The organism is Pyxidicoccus xibeiensis, assembly GCF_024198175.1.
GTDB classification, from domain to species: domain Bacteria; phylum Myxococcota; class Myxococcia; order Myxococcales; family Myxococcaceae; genus Myxococcus; species Myxococcus xibeiensis.
In genome coordinates, this window is the sequence record NZ_JAJVKV010000004.1 from 769411 (window position 1) to 786869 (window position 17459).

General features: G+C 70.7%; 20 protein-coding genes. 10 read left to right on the forward strand and 10 right to left on the reverse strand.

What is annotated here, in order from left to right; all coding sequences use genetic code 11:
• Positions 1-29: 29 nt before the first annotated feature.
• The gene (locus LXT23_RS21040; RefSeq protein ID WP_253982003.1) at positions 30-1709 is read right to left on the reverse strand and encodes a right-handed parallel beta-helix repeat-containing protein; all 1680 of its coding nucleotides are present in this window, start codon (positions 1707-1709) and stop codon (positions 30-32) included.
• Between the two features lie 419 nt (positions 1710-2128).
• On the opposite strand from LXT23_RS21040, the gene queD reads away from it, so the two are divergent.
• From queD to LXT23_RS21060, 4 genes are all read left to right on the forward strand, one after another.
• Positions 2129-2491, forward strand: a complete 363-nt coding sequence (queD, locus tag LXT23_RS21045; RefSeq protein ID WP_253982004.1) for a 6-carboxytetrahydropterin synthase QueD — start codon at positions 2129-2131, stop codon at positions 2489-2491.
• Positions 2492-2503: 12 nt separating this feature from the next.
• Complete coding sequence (locus LXT23_RS21050; RefSeq protein WP_253982348.1) at positions 2504-3253, forward strand: SDR family NAD(P)-dependent oxidoreductase; 750 nt, start codon at positions 2504-2506, stop codon at positions 3251-3253.
• 163 nt (positions 3254-3416) lie between these two features.
• Positions 3417-4451, forward strand: a complete 1035-nt coding sequence (locus LXT23_RS21055) for a M23 family metallopeptidase (RefSeq protein ID WP_253982005.1) — start codon at positions 3417-3419, stop codon at positions 4449-4451.
• An 83-nt stretch (positions 4452-4534) separates the two neighbouring features.
• Entirely contained in the window at positions 4535-5164 is a 630-nt protein-coding gene (locus LXT23_RS21060; RefSeq protein WP_253982006.1) for a Uma2 family endonuclease, read from the forward strand.
• 7 nt (positions 5165-5171) lie between these two features.
• Here LXT23_RS21060 and LXT23_RS21065 read toward each other — a convergent pair whose 3' ends face one another.
• Complete coding sequence (locus tag LXT23_RS21065; RefSeq protein ID WP_253982007.1) at positions 5172-5492, reverse strand: hypothetical protein; 321 nt, start codon at positions 5490-5492, stop codon at positions 5172-5174.
• Positions 5493-5568: 76 nt separating this feature from the next.
• Between LXT23_RS21065 and LXT23_RS21070 the strand changes: the two genes are divergently transcribed.
• The 4 genes from LXT23_RS21070 (at position 5569) to LXT23_RS21085 (ending at position 9639) form a co-directional block, all read left to right on the forward strand.
• Positions 5569-6021, forward strand: coding sequence for a hypothetical protein (locus LXT23_RS21070; RefSeq protein ID WP_253982008.1), 453 nt, complete (start codon positions 5569-5571; stop codon positions 6019-6021).
• Position 6022: 1 nt separating this feature from the next.
• Complete coding sequence (locus LXT23_RS21075; RefSeq protein WP_253982009.1) at positions 6023-7147, forward strand: alpha/beta fold hydrolase; 1125 nt, start codon at positions 6023-6025, stop codon at positions 7145-7147.
• Positions 7144-8055: an alpha/beta fold hydrolase gene (locus LXT23_RS21080; RefSeq protein WP_253982010.1), complete on the forward strand. Its 912-nt coding sequence runs from the start codon at positions 7144-7146 to the stop codon at positions 8053-8055. The genes LXT23_RS21075 and LXT23_RS21080 overlap by 4 nt, the downstream gene beginning before the upstream one ends.
• Before the next feature lie 285 nt (positions 8056-8340).
• The gene (locus LXT23_RS21085; RefSeq protein ID WP_253982011.1) at positions 8341-9639 is read left to right on the forward strand and encodes a PQQ-like beta-propeller repeat protein; all 1299 of its coding nucleotides are present in this window, start codon (positions 8341-8343) and stop codon (positions 9637-9639) included.
• Between the two features lie 7 nt (positions 9640-9646).
• On the opposite strand, the gene LXT23_RS21090 is transcribed toward LXT23_RS21085, so the two are convergent.
• The 5 genes from LXT23_RS21090 to LXT23_RS21110 form a co-directional block, all read right to left on the reverse strand.
• Positions 9647-10396 (reverse strand): queuosine precursor transporter, encoded by a 750-nt coding sequence (locus tag LXT23_RS21090; RefSeq protein ID WP_323379070.1) that lies wholly within the window; start codon positions 10394-10396, stop codon positions 9647-9649.
• A gap of 19 nt (positions 10397-10415) precedes the next feature.
• Positions 10416-11195 carry an SDR family NAD(P)-dependent oxidoreductase gene (locus LXT23_RS21095; protein ID WP_253982013.1) on the reverse strand — a complete coding sequence of 260 codons (780 nt, stop codon included), beginning with the start codon at positions 11193-11195 and terminating at the stop codon, positions 10416-10418.
• Positions 11192-12031 carry a dihydroneopterin aldolase gene (locus LXT23_RS21100; RefSeq protein WP_253982014.1) on the reverse strand — a complete coding sequence of 280 codons (840 nt, stop codon included), beginning with the start codon at positions 12029-12031 and terminating at the stop codon, positions 11192-11194. Before LXT23_RS21100 ends, LXT23_RS21095 begins: the two co-directional genes overlap by 4 nt.
• Complete coding sequence (locus tag LXT23_RS21105; protein ID WP_253982015.1) at positions 12028-12753, reverse strand: SDR family oxidoreductase; 726 nt, start codon at positions 12751-12753, stop codon at positions 12028-12030. The genes LXT23_RS21100 and LXT23_RS21105 overlap by 4 nt, the downstream gene beginning before the upstream one ends.
• 169 nt (positions 12754-12922) lie before the next feature.
• Complete coding sequence (locus LXT23_RS21110) at positions 12923-13414, reverse strand: hypothetical protein (RefSeq protein ID WP_253982016.1); 492 nt, start codon at positions 13412-13414, stop codon at positions 12923-12925.
• 235 nt (positions 13415-13649) lie between these two features.
• Between LXT23_RS21110 and LXT23_RS21115 the strand changes: the two genes are divergently transcribed.
• Positions 13650-14366 (forward strand): class I SAM-dependent methyltransferase, encoded by a 717-nt coding sequence (locus LXT23_RS21115; RefSeq protein ID WP_253982017.1) that lies wholly within the window; start codon positions 13650-13652, stop codon positions 14364-14366.
• 65 nt (positions 14367-14431) lie between these two features.
• Here the strand turns inward: LXT23_RS21115 and LXT23_RS21120 are convergent, their stop codons facing one another.
• Together LXT23_RS21120 and LXT23_RS21125 are read right to left on the reverse strand one after the other, a co-directional pair.
• A complete protein-coding gene (locus LXT23_RS21120) occupies positions 14432-15343 on the reverse strand; it encodes an MBL fold metallo-hydrolase (RefSeq protein WP_253982018.1) in 912 nt (303 codons plus the stop codon).
• An 85-nt stretch (positions 15344-15428) separates the two neighbouring features.
• Positions 15429-15935 carry a GreA/GreB family elongation factor gene (locus LXT23_RS21125; protein WP_253982019.1) on the reverse strand — a complete coding sequence of 169 codons (507 nt, stop codon included), beginning with the start codon at positions 15933-15935 and terminating at the stop codon, positions 15429-15431.
• Positions 15936-16061: 126 nt separating this feature from the next.
• Between LXT23_RS21125 and LXT23_RS21130 the strand changes: the two genes are divergently transcribed.
• Positions 16062-16397 carry a PilZ domain-containing protein gene (locus tag LXT23_RS21130; protein ID WP_253982020.1) on the forward strand — a complete coding sequence of 112 codons (336 nt, stop codon included), beginning with the start codon at positions 16062-16064 and terminating at the stop codon, positions 16395-16397.
• A gap of 64 nt (positions 16398-16461) precedes the next feature.
• On the opposite strand, the gene LXT23_RS21135 is transcribed toward LXT23_RS21130, so the two are convergent.
• Positions 16462-16989 (reverse strand): hypothetical protein, encoded by a 528-nt coding sequence (locus LXT23_RS21135; RefSeq protein ID WP_253982361.1) that lies wholly within the window; start codon positions 16987-16989, stop codon positions 16462-16464.
• Positions 16990-17459: the final 470 nt, after the last annotated feature.

Consider the following 17459-nt stretch of genomic DNA (forward strand, 5'->3'; position numbering starts at 1 on the left):
GGGAACCCCACTCTACACGCCCTGGCGGCTCAGGGGCAGTCAGACTCGAAGGCACCCAGGTCCGGCGCGGCTCCGCAGTGGCTCAGGCCCAGGGACAGGCCCACATTGCGAGCAGGCGAGCTGGCCCCCAGGCGGAAGTCCCCGGTGTCGATGTTGAGGAAGGCCGGGGACTTCTCCAGCGAGCGGCGGTCCAGGCCGCTGCCCGACTTCCAGTCCGCGAAGTCCATGTCCGCGCCGTCGAGCCGGAAGAGGGCCGACCCGCTGGAGCGGAAGTAGAGGTTGGCGTCCACCACCGCGCCGGAGCGGCCAGGGCCCCCGCGCACCGCCACGCCGCACCCGGCGAAGACGTTGTTGCGGATGTCCAGGCCGGCGCTGGCCCCGGTGTCGCCATGGCCGAAGATGAGGCACGGGCCGGGAACGTTCCACACGGTGTTGTGCTGCACCTTCACGTTGGACGAGGTGTCCACGCGGATGCCGCTGCCCTCCTCGCTCCCGCTCAGCGCGTCCCGCACGAGGTTGCGGCGGATGGTGATGTTGGTGGGCGGCGCCCCCTCACGCACCCCGCCGATGCTGATGGCGCGGCCGTTGTTGTAGAGGACGTTGTCCTCCAGCGTGACGTCCTTCGCGGACAGGTGCACCACCACCCCCTCGCCACGCGAGCTGGACGAGGACTTGTGGCCGAAGATGATGTTGCCGCGCAGCGTGACGCGGGTGCACGTCTTCACGTCCACGCCGTTCTCGCTGTTCTCGTGCAGCTCGTTGTCCTCCACCAGGAGGTTGTCGAAGGGCGTGCCGGAGACGGTGGCGCCGCCCTCGGGCCCGATGCACTGCACCCCGTCTCCGGAGTTGTGGTGGATGTCATTGCCGCGCACCACCACGTTGCGCGCGGTGGTCTGCAGGATGACGCCGTGGCTGTCGTCCCCGTTGCGGTTGAAGTGGGAGATGACGTTGCCCTCGATGAGCACGTCGCTGGCCTTCTCCGACACGTTGACGCCCGCGCCCGCCGTGCCGTTCTTCAGGATGGAGTTCTTCAGCACGCCATGGTGCGAGCCCACGCCGCGCCACAGCACCGCGAAGGAGGCATTGCCCGCCAGGTCGAGCGTCAGCCCCTCGACGCGCCAGTACGCGCCGCGCACGTCCACCAGCGACGTGCCGCTGCCGGTGGGCTTCACCACCGGGGTGTTGCCGGGCGCCGCCTTCAGCGTGAGCGGTGAGGCCTCCGAGCCGCCCTTCTCCTCCAGCTTCAGCCGCTCGGAGTACGTCCCCGTCTTGAGATAGACGGCCTCGCCCGGCGCGACGAGCTCCAGCGCCCGCGTCACGGTGCGCAGCGGCGCGCGCTCCGTGCCGGAGGCGCTGTCACTGCCACCAGGCGCCACCCAGAGGATGCGCGAGTACTGGGGCTGCGGCGCGGGAGGGGGCGTCGGCGTCGGCGTGGGGGTCGGCGTCGGCGTCGGCGTGGGGGTGGTGGGGAGCTGCGGGATGGGCGGGAGCGGGCCCGGCTGTTGCGGCGTGGGAGTCGGCGTCTCGTCGTCGTCGGAGGTGCCGGGGAGCTCGGGCTGCGCGATGGGCGGAATTCCCGTCGAAGGGGTCTCGTCCGGGACGGGACGTGCGCCGTTGTCCTGCGAAAGCTCGCTCTTGCCGTTACAGCCGGCGAGGCTGAGCAGGACTGCGGAGCAGATGACCCTCTTCAGCGGTGTCCGTTGGCGCATCCTGTGAGACTCCTTGTGTGGGTCGCGACGCATGAGGCGCTCGCGGGGACGGCCGCCAATGCGGAGGGGCGCGCTGTTCATTCCCGCGCCCGACGGCAACCCATGCCTGCCGGGCCGCTGGGGGAGTAACCGGCGCACAGGATTCCAGGAGGTTGGAAGGGCGGCGAAGAAGGTTCGCTGATGCGAATCGGTGAGCGCATTCGCAGGACTTCGGCTCAATGTGGGCGCGTGAAGGGGGAGATATTCCCGACGGAAGGCGCCGCTATTTCACCCTGGGAGAAGGCCGGTCCGGGCGGGAGCGGGCGGACATGCGCGTGGGCGGGCGGTGAACCCGTGCTCGCGGCGCAGCTGAGCGTTCCTTGACGAGGGGAGGAGCGCGCGGGATATGAGCCGCGCCCCACCCGCTGTCAGGAGTTGCCTTGGACATCTTCAAGGAGTTCACCTTCGAGGCCGCCCACCGGCTGCCCCACGTGCCCACCAACCACAAGTGCAGCCGGCTGCACGGGCACAGCTACCGGGTGGAAATCCACGTGCGCGGCCCGGTAGGCGAGCGCTCCGGCTGGGTGATGGACTTCGCCGACCTCAAGGAGGCCTTCGAGCCCCTGCGGCTCAAGCTGGACCACTACTACCTCAACGAGATTGAGGGCCTGGACAACCCCACCAGCGAGAACCTGTCGCGGTGGATCTGGAAGCGCCTGCGTCCCACCCTGCCCCTGCTCAGCAGGGTGGTGGTCCGCGAGACGTGCACCAGCGGCTGCATCTACCAGGGCGAGGACGACTGAGTGGCCACCCCCATGAACGTCCTCGTCACCGGAGCCACGGCCGGCTTCGGGCTGGCCATCACCCGCCGCTTCATCCAGGAGGGCGCGCGCGTCATCGCCACCGGCCGGAGGACCGAGCGGCTGGAGGCCATGCGGGCGGAGTTCGGGGAGCGGCTGCTGCCCGTGACGCTCGACATCACGGACCGCGAGGCCGTGGCGCGCGCCGTGGGCTCGCTGCCCGCGGACTTCGCCGAGGTGGACGTGCTGGTCAACAACGCGGGCCTGGCGCTGGGGTTGGACCTGGCGCAGACGGCGCGCGTGGAGGACTGGGACAAGATGGTGGACACCAACGTGAAGGGCCTCCTGTACTGCACGCATGCGGTGCTGCCCGGCATGGTGGCGCGCAACCGGGGCCACATCGTCAACATGGGCTCCATCGCCGCCGAGTTCCCCTACCCCGGCGGCAACGTGTACGGCGCGACCAAGGCCTTCGTGCACCAGTTCAGCCTCAACCTGCGCGCGGACCTGCACGGCACCGCCGTGCGCGTGACGGACATCGAGCCGGGGCTGGTGGGCGGCACCGAGTTCTCCAACGTCCGCTTCAAGGGTGACGAGGCGCGCGCCGCGTCGCTGTACGCGAACACGCAGCCGCTGACGCCCGAGGACATCGCGGACACGGTGCACTGGGTGACGACGCGCCCGGCGCACGTGAACATCAACGTCATGTCGCTGATGCCGGTGGTGCAGTCCTTCGGGCCGCTCCCGATAAAGCGGCAGGGCTGACGTCCGGCCGGTCCTCTCGCGACAGCCCCGGCGTCCGGTGAAGGCCCCGGCCGGACGCGGGCCCTGGTTGCGGAGGACACGCGCCCCGTCCGTCGTTCCCCCCATGAGAAGCCATGCGCCGCGGCACGGGCCTTCGCGCCCGTGCACGGCGAGGGGGAACGCGATGAACCACTATGCAACGGCGGCACTGGCCCTCCTCATCCTGCTGCTCGTCTATTCGGGCGTGATGTTCGGCGCGTCCTTCGCGGGGCTCACCGGTGACGGCCCCATGGTGCCCACGGCGGTGGTGGCCATCCTCGCGTGGGGTGCCTTCATCCTGCTGCTGCTCCAGGGCGTGCGGCGCACCGTGCCCGTGCTCAAAGGCGAGTCGCGGAGGCTCGACGCGAGCCTGTTCTGGGTGGGCCTGCTTCCGATGATTGGAGCGGCGCTGTCCATCGTCACGGCGTTCGCGTTCGGCTTCGGGGCCTTTGCCTCCTGCGGGCCCGTGTGGCTGTCGGGGCTGTACCACTGGGGTGGGCTGGTGGGCAGCGTGCTGTGCCTGGGCGCGTGGTTCGTCGCGCCCCTCTTCGCGAGCGACATGACGGCGGAGGGCGGACGGCACCTGGAGCCGCGCGGCACGCGCAAGCTCATCGTCACGGGGGCGGTGGTGTATGGCCTGTGGGGTGTCATCTGGCTCGGGGCGTGGGTGCTGCTGCGCGGCTCCATCGACGACGGGAGCTACCCGAGCGCGGCGAGCTCGCCCTACCGGCTTCCGTACCCGGACGAGGGCCGCTCGTGGGTGGTGCAGGGGAACAACTCGAACCTCAACCACAAGGAGGACGAGGCGTTCGCCTGGGACTTCCGGCGCCAGTGCGGCACCCCGGTGCTCGCGGCGCGCGCGGGGACGGTGACGCGGGTGGAGGACAGCCACGACGGCAACGGCAAGGGCAAGCCGAACAACCGCATCGAGGTGACGCACAGTGACGGCACGGTGGGGCGCTACTTCCACATCTCGCAGGGCAGCGCGAAGGTCGACACGGGCGACCCGGTGAAGCAGGGCCAGCAGCTGGCGCTGGTCGGCAACGTGGGCAACAGCCTCACCGGCCACATCCACTTCGACGTGGAGAAGGGCGGCGTCAGCATCCCCGTCACCTTCCGCGACGTCGACGAGGACGAGGGCATTCCCCGGACCTTCGAGCGCTACGCATCCGCGGACTGAGGGCGCGCACGGCTTTTTCGTGAGTTACCCGGGAGATTGTCCCGCACGCACAGGATGTCAGAGGTATGGTGCATGCTGGACACATGAGCGAAGACCTCCATGTGCAGGGCGAGGAGCAGGTTGCGACGAACGGGGCAGGGCCGCATCCTGGAGACATGAGCGACAAGGCGGGGCTGGAGCTCCTCAACGCGGCCCGGGAGAGACTTCCCGAAGGCGTCAAAGGGGAGATCATCGACGGCGTGCTCTATGTGAGCCCCAATGGCGCGGTCCCTCATTCGAGGGCGATGTATCGACTCGGAGCACTGCTCGGTCCGTTCGACCTCGGCATCGGGGGACTCGGCGGATGGGTCTTCCTGGTGGAGCCCAATCTGCACCTGGGCGAAGACAGACTCGAGCCCGACCTCGCGGGCTGGCGGCGCGAGCGGATGCCCGAGCTGCCGAGCGACGTCGGAGTGACGCTCGCGCCCGACTGGGTCTGTGAGGTGCTCTCTCCCTCCACGGTGAAGCTGGACCGGACCCTCAAGATGGAGGTGTACGCGCGCGAGGGCGTGAAGCACTACTGGCTCGTGAACCCCCGCCGCTACACGCTGGAGGTCTACCGGCTGGAGGGAAGCGGCTGGACGAGACTCGGCGTGTACGAGGGCGATGCGGAGGTACGCGCCGAGCCCTTCGAGGAGCTTGCCTTGAAGCTGGCCCTGCTCTGGGAGCTGTGAGCGCCGGCTACAGCTCCACCAGCTCGAAGTGCGAGAAGGGCGTCTTCGCCTCCTCCAGCGAACCGAGCGAGGTCCACTCGGCGACCTCCTCGAAGCCCTGCCAGAGCATCTGCACCTCGGGGTTGTGGTGCGCCTTCTCCACCGCCTCGGCGGACACCCACTCGAAGATTTCCACCAGCGAGCCGTCCTTCGCCCGCATCACCAGCGGCGCTCGCGCCGTGGCGAACCCCAGCTTCCTCAGGGCGGGCACGTGCTCGCGCACCAGCTCCAGCAACTGTGACGCCCGGCCCTCCCGGGGGCGGTAGACGGCGATGACCATGTTTCCCATGACGACGGATGCTCCCCGAGCACTCCCGGTGTGGCAAGCCTCCAGGCATTCCCGCCTTGAGGTAACCTTCCAGCCCATGAGTCAGCCGGACCGCCCCCCTCCCAACCTCGGGCTCCTCGCCCGCGGCCTCAAGCTGCTGGGAAACCTCACCCACCCTCAGACGCGCACGGGCAAGGTCTTCACCCGCGCCGAGCAGGGCCTCACCAAGGTGGTCGCGCGCGTCGCCGAGAGCCCCACCTACCTGCGCGTCAGCGGCTCGCTCATGCGCCAGGGCTTCAACGTCCGCATCCGTCGCAAGGGGCTGATGGAGCGCACCCTGCGCACCCTGCGCCTGCCCACGCCGTCCCAGGTGGACGAGCTGAGAGACCAGCTCCGCCGGATGAATGACCAGGTCGAGGCGCTCGGCACCCAGCTGGAGACGGTGGTCGACCTGCTCCAGCCCCAGCAGGGAGCACCCACCTCCCCGCCCGACACGACTCCTTCCGAGGCCCGCCCCAAGGGGCGCGCTCCGTCCTCCCGCCGCGACTGACATGACCGCGTCCACCACACAGCGCCTGCGCTCGTTCGTCGCGGGCCAGCTCGACCTTCCCCGCGCCGTCGCCCGGGTGCTCAAGGCCCGGCCCTTCAACCCCTACCCGTACCTCAAGCCCCTCATCGAGAAGGCGTCCGGCGTGCGCGAGCCGCCCATCAGCGCGACGCCCCACACGGTGGTGTACACGCGCGGCAGCATGCGCCTGCTGCGCTACGCGGCGCCCCGGCGGCGCTACCGCACGCCCATCCTCTTCGTCTATTCGCTCATCAACCGCTGGTACATCCTCGACTTCCTGCCCGGCCGCAGCCTCATCGAGCACCTCACGAAGGAGGGCTACGACGTCTACGCCATCGACTGGGGCGTGCCCGGGGCCAACGAGGAGCGCATCGACTGGGCGGAGCTGCTGGGCAACCTCATCCAGACGGCGGTGCAGTGGACGCTGCGCGTGAGCAAGAGCCGCGAGCTCACCCTCTACGGCTACTGCATGGGCGGCACCATGGCCCTGACCTACACGTCCCTCTACCCCGAGGGCGTGCGCAACCTGGTGGCCCAGGCCACGCCCGTGGACTTCAGCAAGGGCGGCGTCTACACGCTGTGGACGGCGGCGGACCACTTCGACGTGGACTCGCTGGTGGACGCCTACGGCAACGTGCCCACCAAGGTGCTGGAGAGCGGCTTCCTCATGGCCGCGCCCGTGCAGCGGGTGACGCGCTGGCTGGAGGTGTGCCGCCGCATCGACGACCCGGACTTCGTCACCACCTTCCTCGCCATGGAGCGCTGGGGCGCGGACCCGGTGCCCTTCCCCGGCGAGGTGTATCGCCAGTACATCAAGGACTGCTACCAGCAGAACCTCTTCCCCAAGGGGCAGATGAAGGTGGGCGAGCGGTTCATCGACCTGGGCCGCATCCAGGCCTCGGTGCTCAACGTCGTCGCCGAGCACGACACCATCGCCTTCCCCGCCATGAGTGAGCCCTTGCCGTCGCTGGTGGGCTCGAAGGACTGCGAGACGCGGCGCTACCCGGTGGGCCACATCGGCCTGTCCGCCTCCAGCAAGGGCGCGACGGTGGTATGGCCCTCCATCGCCTCGTGGATTGGCGAGCGCTCGAAACCGATGGAGCCATGATTCCCACCGCCGATACAGCATCAGGAGCAGGAGTACAGGTCCGCGAGGGCTCCATCCGCCTGCGGGACGGACGGCGGCTCGCGTACGTCGAGTCCGGAGACCTGGAGGGGCTGCCCGTCTTCTTCATCCACGGCAACCCGGGCTCGCGGTACATGCGGCACCCGGATGACCGGCTCACGCACGGGCTGGGGGTGCGGCTCATCACCCCGGACCGGCCGGGCTACGGGCTGTCGGACTACCAGCCCGGGCGCACGCTGCTGGACTTCCCGGACGACCTCGAGCAGCTCGCCAACGCGCTGAAGGTGGGCCGCTTCGCCCTCTTCGGCGTGTCCGCGGGCGGGCCGTACGTGGCGGCCAGCGCGTGGAAGCTGGGGGCGCGCCTCACCCGAGCGGCCATGGTCTCCGGGGCCTCGCCGCTGAAGCGCCGGGGGGCGATGGAGGGCGTGAACAAGGACTACCGCAACGCGTACTCCATGGCGGCGTGGCCCGAGTGGCTGCTGCACCCGCTGATGGCCATGCACGACCGGCAGGTGCGCGCCGACCCGAAGCGCGCGCTGGCGGCGGTGCTGGCGCATGCGTCCGCGGATGACCGCGCCGTGCTGGCGGACCCGCTCATCGCCGCGCAGGTGCAGGGCTGGCGCCGCGAGGCCACGCGCAATGGCGTGGCGGGCATGCGGCGCGAGGCGCACATCCTCGCGGCACCGTGGGACGTCCCGCTGGAGGAGATTCGCTGCGAGGTGGACCTCTGGTACTGGGAGGGGGACAGCATCGTCCCGCTGCAGATGGGCGAGTACCTGGCCACGCGGATTCCGCGCGCGGTGCCCCACTTCCGCCCTGGAGGCGGGCACTTCGCCATCTACTCCCACTGGCGAGACATCCTCGCCCCGCTGGTGCGGCAGGGGGACTGAGGCCGGATGCTCCAGCGTGCGGCGAGACGGCGCTCGTCGAGTGGAATGATGGCTTCTCGCTGGGCGCCTACGGCCTGGAGCGGGGGCGCTACACGGACCTGACGGTGGCCCGCTGGTGCGAGCTGACCGGTGTCTCCGGTACGACACCCGCCGGGCCTTGAAGTCCCGTGGGAGTACGGCGTCCAGTATCGCGCGGCGTGCAGTTGTCGACGCGGCACTTGCCTTCACGGGCAGGTGAACCCAGGTTGCCTCCGGCCGGAAGCGGGGGACGGGAGCGGGGACGGCATGGGGCGTTGGCGGACAGGCACGGCGGGGCTGGCGCTGGGCGTGTGGGCCGCGCTCGCGGCAGGCTGTGACGGCGGAAAGACACACCCGCCCCAGCCGGACGTCGAAGACCCCAACGGCCCTCCCGAGGCTCCCCTCCCCAACGGGCCGCTGCCCGGAGATACACGGTGGACGGTGCACACGGCGGTGGCCGGGCGCCAGGACGTCGTGGCCATGGCCCCGGATGGGAGTGGCGGCGTCCTCGTGCTGGGGACGAGCGAGTCGGCTTCGGCACCCGCCACCTCCAAGGACCCGGGCGGTACTTCGCTCACCCTCGCCCGCCATGACGGGAACGGTCAGCAGTTGTGGAGCCGGAGCTTCACGGCCGAGGGCGAGGCCTCGGACGTGGATGCGCCGCTGCTCGCCGTCTCCACCTCGGGTGACGTCTTCCTCGCGGGCAGGGTGACCGGCCAGCTCCGGCTGGCAGAGAGCGTCCTCACCGATAGCGCGTTCGTGGCGAAGCTGGCTCCGGATGGAAGCCCCCTGTGGGCCCGAGCCGTGGAGCCAGTGAAGGCATTGCTTCCGGACCGGGATGGAGCCCTGCTGGTCGCTCACGGCCTCGAGGTGGAGCGCTTCGACGCCAGAGGCACCCGGCACTGGGCTCGGGAAATGCCCGCGATGGCCTCCGCGTCCCTCGTCGCACTGGATGCGGAGGGCGGACTGGTGATGGCGGGACAGAAGCCCACCAGCCCCTTCGAGAGCCAGGGCTTCATCGCCCGGCTGTCACCGGATGGCGAGGTGCGGTGGGAGCAGCAGGTGGGCCCCCATGCGCCTGGCTTCACGGACGTGGCCTTCCGTCCGGACGGGAGCTTCCTCTTCACCGGAGAGCTCACCGGCCCCCTGACCTGGGGAAAGGACAGCCTGCGCGCGCCCTGCGCCCAGGGGAGCTGCTACCGCACCGTGTTCGTCCTGGCGGCGGATGCCTACGGCGAGCCGCTCTGGGCCCAGGTGCCGGACAGCGAGGAGGAGAGTGACGCGGAGGGGGCGCGCCTCGCGATGGACCCGGAGGGCGGCGCGGCGGTGCTGTGGCGGCACGGGTGTGGCTCGGGGCTGGCGCGCCTGTCTCCCGCGGGGGAGGTGCGCTGGCAGAGCTACTACGTGACGTCTCCGTGCCGCGCGAACACCTGGCTGCGGGCCGCCACCTTCCTGCCCGAGGGAGACGTGGTGGGCGCCGGCATGTTCTCCGGCACGCGCGCCTTCGGCTCCCGGACGCTGACCGCCGACGGCACGGACGTGTTCCTCCAGCGCCTGGTGCCGTGAAGGGGCCTCAGGCGGCGCGGGAGGAGACGTCGGTGGACCCGCCGGGCTCGACGGGCGCAATGGGCTCGCCGTCCTCACCCAGCACGATGGGCTTGATGCCCAGCTTGCGCTCCACGAGGGCGTGGCCCAGGTAGATGAACGGCGTCAGCCCCACCGCCACCAGCAGCTTCACCACGTACGACGTGTAGATGATGGTGACGATGGTGGAGTTGGGCAGCACGCCCGTCCACGCCACGTACTGCACCACCACCGTGTCGATGAGCTGCGACACCAGCGTGGAGCCCGTCGCCCGCAGCCACAGCAGCTTGTTCTGCGTGACGCGCTTGAGCAGGTTGAAGATGGCGATGTCGCAGAACTGGCCCACCAGGTACGCAATCATCGACGCGACGAGGATGCGCTGCGAGCCGGCGAAGATGTTGTTGAACGAGCCCTCCGCCGCGCCCGTCCAGTCCGGCGCGCGCGTCAGCGGCGCCCAGGGCACCTGCACGGCAATGCCAATCACCACGAAGGCGAAGATGGCCATGAAGAAGCCCACCCAGGTGACGAACCGGGCCGCCTTCTTCCCGTAGAACTCGTTGAGGATGTCGGTGAGGAGGAATGTCACCGGGAACGGCAGCATGCCGATGGACATCACCGCCAGCACCGGCCCCAACTTCACCTCGAACAGCTTCACGCCGATGATGTCGCCCACCACCAGCGAGGTGACGAACACCCCCGCGAGCACCACGAAGAGCTGAATCCGCCTGTCGAGCAGCATCGCCGCTAGATACCGCACCTCACTCCCGGAGCAGTAGTCCCCCATCCAGCACCAGCTCCGAGCCGGTGAGCCAGGAAGCGCCCAGCAGGTAGCGCACCGCCTCGGCCACGTCCTCCGGGTTGCCCAGCCGGCCGAGGGGATGGAGCGCCCGCAGGCCCGAAAGCTGGGCCTCCTGACGGCGGACGCGCTCCGGCTCGGGCAGCGGCCCCTCACCGGGCGCCAGCCGCACCTCGCGCGTCATGTCCGTCTCCACCACGCCCGGCAGCACCGCGCTGGCCCGCACGCCCCGCGCCGCCCCCGCCAGCGCCAGCACCTTCATCACCTGGAGCAGCCCCGCCTTCGCCGCGCTGTACACCGCGCTGGTGACGACGGGCCGCGTGGCCAGCGTGGACACCACGAACACCACCGCCCCGCCCGGCTCCAGCACCTCCAGCGCCTGCTCTCCCAGCCGCAGCGGCGCCACCAGGTTGACCTCCAGCTGCGCGCGCAGGGCGTCCTCGCCGATGTGGCCCGGCGGCTGGTGCACCACCTGCCCCGCGCTGTGGACGAGGCCGTCCAGCCCGCCCAGCAGTCCAGCGGCCCGGCGCAGCAGCCCCTCCCGCTCCGCTGGAGCGGCGAGGTCGCACGGCAGCGCGAAGGCCCTGCCCGGCCAGGCTCGCGCGAGCGACTCCAGCACCTGTGCGCGGCGGCCCGTCACCACCACCTGCCCGCCCTCGCGCAAGAGCGCCTCCGCCACCGCGCGGCCGATGCCCGTGCCGCCTCCCGTGACGAGCACCTTGCGCGTGCCCGTCGCGCTCACGAGCTCCGCTCCGCGGGCGAGCCCGGGGCCACGGGCGCCTCATGCGGGTAGTAGGAGTAGCCGGTGACGGGCGCCAGGCCCTCCGCGGGCGGCTCCGTCTCCACCTCGTCCGCGGGGATGAAGCGCGGCCGGTCCACGCACAGCACCGTCTGCTCCGTGGCCGTCGGGTTGTCGTAGCGGTGCGGGAAGCCCCGCTGCCAGTGGAAGGCCATGCCCCGCTCCACCGGCTTGCCCTGCAGCAGCAGTCCGGGGCCCAGCACCAGCTCGCTCTCCTCCATCTGCTGGTGGACGTGCGTGGGGATGGTGCCGCCCGGCTTCACCCGCAGCCGGTACACGCCATAGCCCGCGCCCTCGTGGATGATGTCCACGCGGCCGAAGGGCTTGTCCTCCCACGCGTACTCCATCTCCTCCGCGGTGCGGTGAATCTGGAGCGACGGCACCGTGAGCCCGCCCAGCGCGTGCGGCTTCGTCACCCGCACCGTGGCCGCCTGCACCTGCGCGCGGGGCACGTCGCCGGTGGGCGGCGCCAGGACGTAGCGCGCCACCGCCTCCACCGAGGACTCCAGCAGCTCGAAGCGGCACGCCTCCAGGAGGAAGCGCAGCTCGCCAGCGAGCCGGCCGTAGTTCACCGTGTTGGCCAGCCGGCCGCCCGTCGCCGCGCTCCGCGTGTCCAGGAAGAGGGCCACGTCCAGCCGCAGCGGCTGCGCGGCGAAGCGCTCGCGGTTGAAGACGCCCACGATGCAGTCCACCGTGAGGCCCCGCAGCTCGATGACGTCCAGCGGCCGGCCCTGGGCCGAGGTCACCACGGGCGGCTGGAAGGGGAACTCTCCACTCATAGCTGTGCGCTCCTGCCGCCATCCACCGCGAGGACCTGGCCGGTGATGTACGGCGCCTCGCGGGCGAGGAAGACGACGACGCGGGCGATGTCCTCCACGCTGCCCTCGCGGCCCATGGGGATTCGCTTCAGCACCGCCTCGCGGGCCGCCGCGTCGAAGTCCTCGGGAAAAGCCACCGTGCCGGGCGAGACGGCGTTGACCCGCACGTGCGGGGCCAGCTCCACCGCCAGCGCGCGGGTGAGCATGACGAGCCCCGCCTTGCTCACCGAGTAGTGCGCGTAGTGGCTCACCGGCCGCTCACCGCCGATGTCGGTGAGGTGCACCACCAGCGGGTCCTTCCCGGCGCGCAGCGAGGGCAGCAGCGCCTGGGTGAGGAAGAAGGGCGCATCCAGGTTCACCGCGAGCATGGTGCGGTACTGCTCGCGGGTGATGGAGGCGAAGTCCACGCGCTCGTAGAGGCCGGCGTTGTGGACCACCACGTCCAGCGCGGGCCAGGCCTGGCGCACCTCCGCGCCCAGCGCATCCACCACGTCCGCGCGGCTCAGGTCGGCGGCGTGGAGGGTGACGCGGCGGCCGAGCGCCCGGAGTTCGTCCGCCAGCGTGCGCAGCGAGTCGACCGAGCGGTTCGCGTGGAGCGCCAGGTCATAGCCGGCGTGGCCGAGCGCCCGGGCCACCGCGCCGCCGATTCGGATGCCAGCCCCGGTGATGAATGCGGTCCCCATGCGGCGACTTCACTAACAGGCCGCGACGGGAAAGGCACCGGTGAGCTGAAAAGGAGCAGGGCGCGCCGGACTACCCCCGTAGTCCAGCGCGCCCCGCGTTACTGCCCTGCTTGCCCCTGGTGTTTCCCCCTGGTGTTTCCCCCTGATGCCAATGGCCCCCTGCTGACGACTACGGGTAGTAGCTGGCGGCGTGGGTGCGGTTCGAGCGGTAGCCACCGTCACGGCCGTAGGACACCCAGACCCACTCCTGCACCTGCTCGTAGCGGGCGGGGACCCAGCGGTTCTCGTAGAAGCCACCGGTGCACCGGGTGACACGCGAGCGGCGGCGGTGACGCTCCTCGCAGACCTCGGGGACCCAGACGCGCTCGTGACGGCCCTCCACCCAGCGGTTCACCGTCTGCAGCTCGTAGCGGCCGCGGGCCCGCGGAGGGGGCAGCGGCGCCGGGCCGTGGCGGCAGTCGTCGCGGTGGACGTGGACCTCGACGTGGCCGTAGCCATTCCCGCCGCCGTGGCCGCGGTCGTCGTGGTGGTTGCCGCCACGCCGCTCGGCTTCCTGGTGGGCCCAGTCGTTCACGCCCTTCTTCTCTTCCGCCTGAGCCGCCGTGGAGCCGAGGAGCATCGTGCCGAGAGTGAGAACCGCGAAACCAATCTTGAGCGCCATGTCGTTCAACCTCCGTCGTCCTGCTTGCACCTTCTGACGGGGGTCCCCCGGTTTCATTCAATGCGCGGCGGTCCGCCACGCCCGCGGGGTGGCTTCACTCGGGAGGAGGCGAAAACGTCTGGAAACAGGCGGGGTTGCCGGGGTGCGACTTCCACGCAGGTCAGCCCCTCCGCGGGCGCACGGTACCCGCGCCGCGTCCCCTGCGCGCACCGTGGATGCGGTACATGGAGGCACCATGTTCCACCGCCAAGGGCCCACCCTCCGGGAGCTGGCAGCGCAGGCGCTCACCTCCGTCGAGCGCGGGTATGACCTGCTCGCCCCCAAGTTCGACTACACGCCCTTCCGCACGCCGGACCCGGTGCTCAAGGCGGCCCTCGAGCAGGTGGGGCCGCCCGGCTCCATCGGCAGCGCGCTCGACGTGTGCTGCGGCACCGGCGCCGCCATGCGCTTCCTCCGTCCCCTCGCGCGCGAGCGCGTCGTCGGCTTCGACCTCAGCCAGGGCATGCTCGAGGAGGCCGACCGTCGCCTCTCCGGTGCTCCCGGCTCCGCGCGCTTCGAGTTCGTGCGCGGCGACGCGCTGGAGCTTCCGTTCGACGGAGAGTTCGACCTGGTCACCAGCTTCGGCGCCTTCGGTCACATCCTCGAGGAGGACGAGCCCCGGCTCGTCAGAGGCATTGCCCGCGCACTCCGTCCGGGCGGCCGCTTCGTCTTCGTGACGTCGCATCCGCCGTCGAAGCTCCGCCCGGGCTTCTGGCTCGCCAAGGGCTTCAACGCCGCCATGCGCGTGCGCAACGCCCTCTGGAAGCCGCCCTTCGTCATGTACTACCTGACGTTCCTGGTGCCGCGCGCCCGCGCCCTGCTCGAAGCGGAGGGCTTCACCGTCGAGGTGCGGGACGGCATCCTCCCCGAGCCCTTCACCCCGCTCAGCACCGTCATCGCCACGCGGCGCTGACAACGAAAGGGCCTGCCGCGTCGCGTGACGGGCAGGCCCCTGAACCTACGTCACCGCCGTGGGTGCTACGGCGTGGCGGCGGCCTTCGCCTTCGCCGGGGCCTGCCCCAGGCTGGTGAACACCGTCTCCAGCCAGACGTCCTGGGTGACGAAGCCGGCGCCCCAGGGCTTGAACTTCTCCGGCAGCCCCTCCGCCTTCACCTGCTCCAGCGTCTTGCCGGCGTCGCGCTTCGTGCGCACCAGCGCCACCGACTCGCGAATCGCCGCCACGAAGCTCTCCAGCTCCGCGCGCCCGGCCAGCGGGCCATGGCCGGGGATGATCTTCGCTCCCGCCGGCAGCGTCTGGAGCACCTTCTCGATGTTGCGCAGGTACCCCTCCACCGAGCCGCCGCTCTGGATGTCGACGAACGGGAAGGAGCCCACGAAGAAGTGGTCACCCATGTGCACCACGTTGGAGCCCACGAAGTGCACCAGCGTGTCGCCGTCCGTGTGGCCCGCCGGCAGGTGCGTCAGGCGAATCTCCTCGCCGTTGAAGTAGAGGGACATGCCCGTGTCGTAGGTGATGACCGGCAGCGCCTCCTTCTTCGCGGGAGGGATGACGCCGAACACGCCCATGTCCGCGCCGGCCACCAGCCGCGTGCGCGCCTCGCGGTGCGCCACGATGCGGCCCTCACGCCCGAAGACGGCGTTGCCGCCCGTGTGGTCGAAGTGCCAGTGCGTGTTGAGCACGTAGGAGATCTTCGCCTTGCTCAGCTTGTCCAACGCCTTGTTGATCTTCGGCGCCAGCACCTCGAACTGGTCGTCGACGATGAGCAGGCCGTCCGGCCCCACCGACACGCCGATGTTGCCGCCAGCGCCGGTCAGCATGTGCACGTTGCCGGCGACGGGAGCGCTCGTCACGTTCGCCTTCGCCGGGTCCGGCAGCTGCGCCAGCGCCACCGAGGGAACCACCGCCAGGACGGCCAGGAGACTTCTCATGTGTGCAGCTCCGCGAGAAAGACAGGATGATGGGCGCGCAACATAACCGGCCGCCCGCTCCCTGGCCCGCTTTCGTGCGCTGCCCTCAGTGCGCCCCGTAGTCGACCTGCGTGACGGTGTACTCAACGGCCCCACGCGGCCGCTCCACCAGCACGGCCTCCCCCACTTCCTTGCCCAGCAGCGCGCGCGCCAGCGGCGACTCCACGCTCAGCCGTCCCGCCTTCACGTCCGCCTCGTCCGGCCCGACGATTCGGTAGCGCGCCCGGCCTCCGTCCTCGTCCTCCAGCTCCACCCACGCACCGAAGAAGACGCGCCCGGCCTGGGACTCGTCGGGCTCCACCACCCGCACCTCTTCCAGCGTCGCTGCGAGCTGCTGCACCCGCCGCTCGCGCTCCTTGCGCCGCACGCCCGCCTCCAGCGCCGTCAGCTCCGCCGCGCCGGTGTCCGGTCCCTGCGCCGCCGCCAGCTCCTCCTGCAGCGCCCGGTACCCCTCCGGGGTGATGTAGCGCTTCTCTCCCGAGGCCGAGCGCGGCCGCGCGGGGACCAGTCCCTCCTCCCCACCCGAGTCCTCCTTCGTGAACGCCTTCGACATGCCTGCCTCCTTCCCCCAGGAAGATTTCTCAGTCCTTCCAGGGATTTGAAGCCTCCCGTGCCCCCCTGCCAGCACAGGAGGCGGCCCCCTTTTCCATCCATTGTGGAAAATGGCACAATCACGGCCATGCTTCAGCCCCGCAAGGTCCCCCGGTTCGCGCACCGCCTGACGGTCCGGCTGCGCGGGATGCTGCCCATCTACACGCACGATGTGTCGGAGGGCGGCTTCTGCGCGGAGATGCTCCAGCCCATGAAGCCGGGGACGGCGGTCCAGGGCTCCATCGCGGTGGGCGACCAGGAGCTGCCCTTCCAGGGCGAAATCGTCTGGACGCAGCGGACCGCCGGTGACCGCGTGCGCGGCCGCTGCGGCGTGCGCTTCACGAACATCACCGAGGACTTCCGGATGCGGCTGCAGGAGTACCGGAAGATGCAGGGCAAGCGGCTGGTGCGCTGGTACACCTGAAGCTGCGGCTGCCCTCCACGCGAGGCCCGAAGCACGGGCCCGCGCGGAGGATGACGGACCCGACTCAGGTGCCGGCGTTGGGCGAGCTCGCGGTCGGCGTCTGGGGCGAGCTCGGCGACTGGGGAGCGGTCGGCGTCTCGGGCGAGGCCGGCGTCTCGGGCGAGGCCGGCGTCTCGGGCGTCGCGGGCGTCTCGGGCATGGCCGGCGTCTCGGGAGCGGTGGGCGCCCCTTCCGGCGCGGGGGACTGGCCGGACGGCATGAGCTGCAGCCGGTAGCGGCTCACGCCCGGGGGCAGCACCACCTCCACCAGCGGGTTGTCCTTCAGCAGGTCCTTCGACACCTGGAGCGTCACCAGTCCCTCTGCGTCGCTGGTGGCGGACAGGCGCGAGCGGCCCTCGCCCGACAGCACGCGCGCGCCCGGCACGGGCCGGTTCGTCATCGGGTCAATCACGCGCAGCGCCACCGTCTGCCCCGCCACGCTCTCGGTGGCGCCTGGCTGCACCACGTCCTTGTAGCGCGGGCGCAGGGTGCAGGCGGACAGGAGGGCGGTCGAGACGAGGGCGGCGGTCAGCAGGCTGCGGCGAAGGCTCATGGGAAGGTCCGTGCGGAATGGGAGGGGTGCGGCCGGGCGCGGCAGCATAGCCGCAGGTCATCCGCCCGCCAGTCCAGGACTGGAAGGAGGGCGCCAGGGCCCACCGGGCGTCCTGCCCCTTGCTACAGCCAGCAACCCTTCCGTGTTCCCCCCGCCATCCCAACCTCAAGGACATCCCGCGCGCGCATGCCTGTCCCCGGAGTCACGACCCATGGCTGAAATCACCCCGACCCGCCCCGAGCAGGACCCGACGCCACCCGCGTACACCCGACAGACCCACTACGAGTTCGTCCGCGCCGAGCTGCCAGCCGGCATCGGCATGAAGCCGGAGAACATCGTCCTCAAGCGGCGCATCCTCGTGGGCAGCATCCTGACGATGTTCATCACCAGCTTTGCCCTCTTCTGGATTCCCCTGTTCAACGGCCTGATGGGAGGCACCTTCGGCGGCTACCACGCGGGCAAGCTGAAGC

Coding starts and splice junctions, on each gene's coding strand:
- LXT23_RS21040 (WP_253982003.1), bottom strand. CDS start 1,709: ATGCGCCAACGGACACCGCTGAAGAGGGTCATCTGCTCCGCAGTCCTG.
- LXT23_RS21050 (WP_253982348.1), top strand. CDS start 2,504: ATGAACGTCCTCGTCACCGGAGCCACGGCCGGCTTCGGGCTGGCCATC.
- LXT23_RS21055 (WP_253982005.1), top strand. CDS start 3,417: ATGAACCACTATGCAACGGCGGCACTGGCCCTCCTCATCCTGCTGCTC.
- LXT23_RS21060 (WP_253982006.1), top strand. CDS start 4,535: ATGAGCGAAGACCTCCATGTGCAGGGCGAGGAGCAGGTTGCGACGAAC.
- LXT23_RS21065 (WP_253982007.1), bottom strand. CDS start 5,492: ATGGGAAACATGGTCATCGCCGTCTACCGCCCCCGGGAGGGCCGGGCG.
- LXT23_RS21070 (WP_253982008.1), top strand. CDS start 5,569: ATGAGTCAGCCGGACCGCCCCCCTCCCAACCTCGGGCTCCTCGCCCGC.
- LXT23_RS21075 (WP_253982009.1), top strand. CDS start 6,023: ATGACCGCGTCCACCACACAGCGCCTGCGCTCGTTCGTCGCGGGCCAG.
- LXT23_RS21080 (WP_253982010.1), top strand. CDS start 7,144: ATGATTCCCACCGCCGATACAGCATCAGGAGCAGGAGTACAGGTCCGC.
- LXT23_RS21085 (WP_253982011.1), top strand. CDS start 8,341: ATGGGGCGTTGGCGGACAGGCACGGCGGGGCTGGCGCTGGGCGTGTGG.
- LXT23_RS21090 (WP_323379070.1), bottom strand. CDS start 10,396: ATGCTGCTCGACAGGCGGATTCAGCTCTTCGTGGTGCTCGCGGGGGTG.
- LXT23_RS21100 (WP_253982014.1), bottom strand. CDS start 12,031: ATGAGTGGAGAGTTCCCCTTCCAGCCGCCCGTGGTGACCTCGGCCCAG.
- LXT23_RS21105 (WP_253982015.1), bottom strand. CDS start 12,753: ATGGGGACCGCATTCATCACCGGGGCTGGCATCCGAATCGGCGGCGCG.
- LXT23_RS21110 (WP_253982016.1), bottom strand. CDS start 13,414: ATGGCGCTCAAGATTGGTTTCGCGGTTCTCACTCTCGGCACGATGCTC.
- LXT23_RS21115 (WP_253982017.1), top strand. CDS start 13,650: ATGTTCCACCGCCAAGGGCCCACCCTCCGGGAGCTGGCAGCGCAGGCG.
- LXT23_RS21120 (WP_253982018.1), bottom strand. CDS start 15,343: ATGAGAAGTCTCCTGGCCGTCCTGGCGGTGGTTCCCTCGGTGGCGCTG.
- LXT23_RS21125 (WP_253982019.1), bottom strand. CDS start 15,935: ATGTCGAAGGCGTTCACGAAGGAGGACTCGGGTGGGGAGGAGGGACTG.
- LXT23_RS21130 (WP_253982020.1), top strand. CDS start 16,062: ATGCTTCAGCCCCGCAAGGTCCCCCGGTTCGCGCACCGCCTGACGGTC.
- LXT23_RS21135 (WP_253982361.1), bottom strand. CDS start 16,989: ATGAGCCTTCGCCGCAGCCTGCTGACCGCCGCCCTCGTCTCGACCGCC.